The organism is uncultured Anaerovibrio sp., assembly GCF_947302755.1.
Classification (GTDB): Bacteria; Bacillota; Negativicutes; order Selenomonadales; family Selenomonadaceae; genus Anaerovibrio.
In genome coordinates, this window is record NZ_CAMYWM010000189.1 from 1 (window position 1) to 3697 (window position 3697).

3 protein-coding genes are annotated in these 3697 nt (G+C 48.1%); all 3 read left to right on the top strand.

Annotated elements, in window-relative coordinates; translation table 11 throughout:
- The first annotated feature begins 233 nt into the window (after positions 1-233).
- The gene (locus Q0Y54_RS12235) at positions 234-1580 is read left to right on the top strand and encodes a TolC family protein (protein WP_297968476.1); all 1347 of its coding nucleotides are present in this window, start codon (positions 234-236) and stop codon (positions 1578-1580) included.
- Positions 1581-2777, top strand: coding sequence for an efflux RND transporter periplasmic adaptor subunit (locus tag Q0Y54_RS12240; protein WP_297968479.1), 1197 nt, complete (start codon positions 1581-1583; stop codon positions 2775-2777).
- A gap of 13 nt (positions 2778-2790) precedes the next feature.
- Positions 2791-3697: efflux RND transporter permease subunit (locus Q0Y54_RS12245; protein ID WP_297968482.1), on the top strand; the 907-nt coding region annotated here is incomplete at its 3' end.

Genomic DNA, 3697 nt, shown 5'->3' on the forward strand with positions numbered 1-3697 from the left:
CTTAGTGAGCACAAGCCTACGGCGCAGTGGGAGCTTAGTGTTCGTTGTAAGGGCGCAGTGCGAAACACCGTTTTGCACGGAGTTTTCTATGTAAAAAATTTTTATTATTTGAGTAAAAATGCAGGATTTTTATGTATTGAAATAGAATGATATTATCCGGGATGTTTTATTTATTAATTAATTGACATATGGTTAGTTCTAAATTCATTTGAGATATACAAGGGGGAAAGAATATGAAATTCAGCAGGAAAAAGGGGTTGGCAGCCGCTGTGCTGTTAAGTTTGCTGACAGCTGGTGGAACAGTGTCGGCAGAGCGCATGGACATCACCTTGGATGATGGCATTCGCATGGCCCTGGAGCGCAATTATGATATTGAAGAAAGTGCGGCAGATTTGGACAGTGCCTATTGGGGCCTGCGGGAAGCCAGGCGAAACGGCGGCCCTAAGGTAAGCTGGTCAAGCGGTGCAGCTCGGGTAGGGGGCAAGGCCTATGAAGACTGGTCGCATAACGGCTTGTATTCCAATCAGTTTTCCATGACTATGCCTCTGTATTCCGGCGGACGGGTTGAAAACAATATAAAGGCAGCCGAGCTGGGCCTTTCCGGGGCGGAGCTTATCCTGGAGCGCACCAAGCAGAATATTCGGGATGTGGTATCCAGTGATTATTACAATATTCTGAAATGCCGCAGCGAAGTAGAGGTGTACCAGGAATCTGTAAACAATCTCCAGGCCCATTTGGATAATGTAAATTCCAAGCTGCGGGCTGGTGTGGTGGCCCAAAAGGATGTACTCAGCTCCGAGGTTTCCCTTGCTCAGGAAAAGCTCCAGCTGGTTACCGCCACCAATAATTTACGGGTGGCCACTGCAACCTTTAATAACGATGTAGGGCTGCCCACTGAAACAGAAACGGTGCCCCGGGAGCAATTAAAGTATGAATTGTACAATTTTACTTTACCTGAATGCGATGAATACGCCATGCTCCATCGCCCGGACCTTTTCCAAAAGCACTATAATCTGCAGCAGAAAAAGGCGGAGATGGAGGCAGCAAAGTCAGGTATGCGGCCAAAGGTGGATGCGGCCGTCAGCCGAAATATTGGGGGAAGTTCACCCTTTAAAACCGACAGTGTCAATTCAGACAGCTGGAGCGCAGGAATTAACCTAAATTGGGATATCTGGGACAGTGGCATAGCAGCCGCCCAGGTCAATAGAAAGAAAGCTGCTGTACATCGGGCTGAAGCGGAATTAAAGGATATGATAAATGATGTGAAGCTGGATGTGCATACGGCCTATTTAAATATGCGGGCAGCGGAGGAAAACATCAATACCATGAGCGAGGCTCTGGCCAAGGCCCAGGAGGATTACCGTATTGAAGTGGTCCGTTATAACGCCGGTGTGGGCACCAACCTGGAGGTTATGGATGCGGAAAAGAAGCTGGTTTCCGCCAAGGGTGACTATATTTCGGCATTGTACAAATACAATATAAGCAAGGCTAATCTGGATACTGCAATGGGCGTTCCCGTTGATTTAGATGTTGAGCCTTATCGTCAGGCCATGGAAAACAGCGAGAAGAAGGGGGAATAAATGGTGTTAGGTTCTTATGGAAAAAAAGCAGGGGCTGTTGTGGGAGCCCTTGCTTTGATGACAAGCATCTTATTTGCTGGCTGTGGGGGAGAGGCCGACAACCAGGCTCAAAAAACTCCGGTAAAGGCCATGAAGGTCCTTCAACAGGATGTACCAATTTCCTATAGCTACCCAGGACATTTGACGGGGGTAGATGAGGTTACAGTACATTCCCGGATTTCAGGCAGTGTTATGGAAAAATATTTCAAGGGCGGCGACGAGGTCCATGCCGGCCAGCCATTGTTCCGAATTGACTCCCGGCAATATGAGATGGAGGTATTGGAGGCTGAAGCCAACCTGCATAAGGCCGAGTCCGACCTTCGGACTGCCCAGGACGAGCTGGACCGCGATGAAATGCTGTTCAGCGATAAGGCGATTTCTGAACAGTCCCTGGTTAACCAACGGGAGGATGTGGCTGCCAATCGGGCCACTGTAGAATCCAAGCGGGCCGCTTTGCAGAAGGCCAGGGAAAATCTTCAGGATGCCATCGTCTATGCACCAATGGATGGTCAGGTATCCGTGGATGATGTGGCAGTGGGAACATATGCCATGGCCGGTTCCACCACCCTTGTAACCATCGGTTCCCATGATCCAATATATGTTCAGTTTAATATAAGTGAAACAGAATACCTTAATATATTGGCCAAGTACATGGAGAAGAAGGCCCTTGGCGGAGCCGAGATGGAGCCGCCTAATGTAAAGGTTATCCTGTCCAACGGCAAGGAATATCCTTTGGAGGGCAAAATAACTGCTGCCGACCGTTCCTTTAAGGACAACTCCAGTGCCCTTACCATAAAGGCTATCCTGCCTAATCCATATGCGGCTTTATTGTCCGGTATGTTTGCCAGGGTACGATTTGTGGGCCTTACCACGCCGAACGCCATTTTGGTACCTCAGCGTGCCGTACAGCAGCTTTTGGATGAATCCTTCGTGCTGGTGGTAGACGAGAATGGCAAGTCCCTTTCCAAGAAGGTTACTTTAGGCGAAAAGGTAGGAAGCTACTATATTATCAAGGACGGCTTAACCAAGGATGATACGGTTATTGTAGATGGCCTGACCAATCTCCAGTCCGGAAAAGACCTGGATGTTACCATGGTAACTGCTCAGGATATGGGCTTCTCATTTGAGGAATCCAAAGACATCGTAAACGAGTCCTAAGGAGGCGGGAATTATGGCACGATTTTTTATTCATCGACCGATTTTCGCCATTGTTGTGTCCATTATTATCGTTATTCTGGGTACAGTGTCAGGTCTTAGCCTGCCAATTGCCCAATACCCCCAGATTACTCAGCCAACGGTCAATGTCAGCACCACCTATATCGGTGCCAATGCCAATGTTATCAATCAGACTGTAGCCCAGGTAATTGAACAGGAGGTTAATGGTACCCAGGGGATGGATTACATGAATTCAACCTCAGATGATAGTGGCGTCTACAGCTTAGATGTAAAGTTTAACTTAGGTACTGATGGTGATATGGATGCTGTATTGGTACAGAATAATGTATCTACGGCAAATGCCAGCCTGCCTACTGATGTACAGACTGCCGGTGTTACCACCAAAAAGTCCTCCAGTGACATGGCCTTTGTGTTCTCCTTACTTTCACCAAACAATACCTTTAAACGCACCTTTTTGATGAATTATGCCAACATCTATCTTATTGACCAAATCAAACGCGTTCAGGGTGTTGGTGATGTTACCACCTTCGGTTCCACCTATTCCATGCGTGTTTGGCTTAATCCTGACCGGTTGTCTGAGCTGGGCCTTACGGTTTCTGATGTGTCAAACGCCATCAGGGAACAAAATGTTCAGGCAGCGGCTGGTACCATTGGTCAGATGCCAACCCCGAGAAATCAGGAAAAGCAATATACAGGCAGTGTGGAAGGACGTCTGGTTACTCCGGAGCAATTTGGCAATATCGTATTGAAGGCCAATGTCGATGGGTCCTGCGTCTACTTAAAGGACGTAGCCAGGGTGGAAACCGGCGCCAAAACTACTTCCCAGATTTCCGATTGTGATGGAGCACCGGCTGCCGGCTTTGGTGTTAAGCTGACCAGTGATGCCAATGCAATGGAGGCCA

Coding starts and splice junctions, on each gene's coding strand:
- Q0Y54_RS12235 (WP_297968476.1), top strand. CDS start 234: ATGAAATTCAGCAGGAAAAAGGGGTTGGCAGCCGCTGTGCTGTTAAGT.
- Q0Y54_RS12240 (WP_297968479.1), top strand. CDS start 1,581: ATGGTGTTAGGTTCTTATGGAAAAAAAGCAGGGGCTGTTGTGGGAGCC.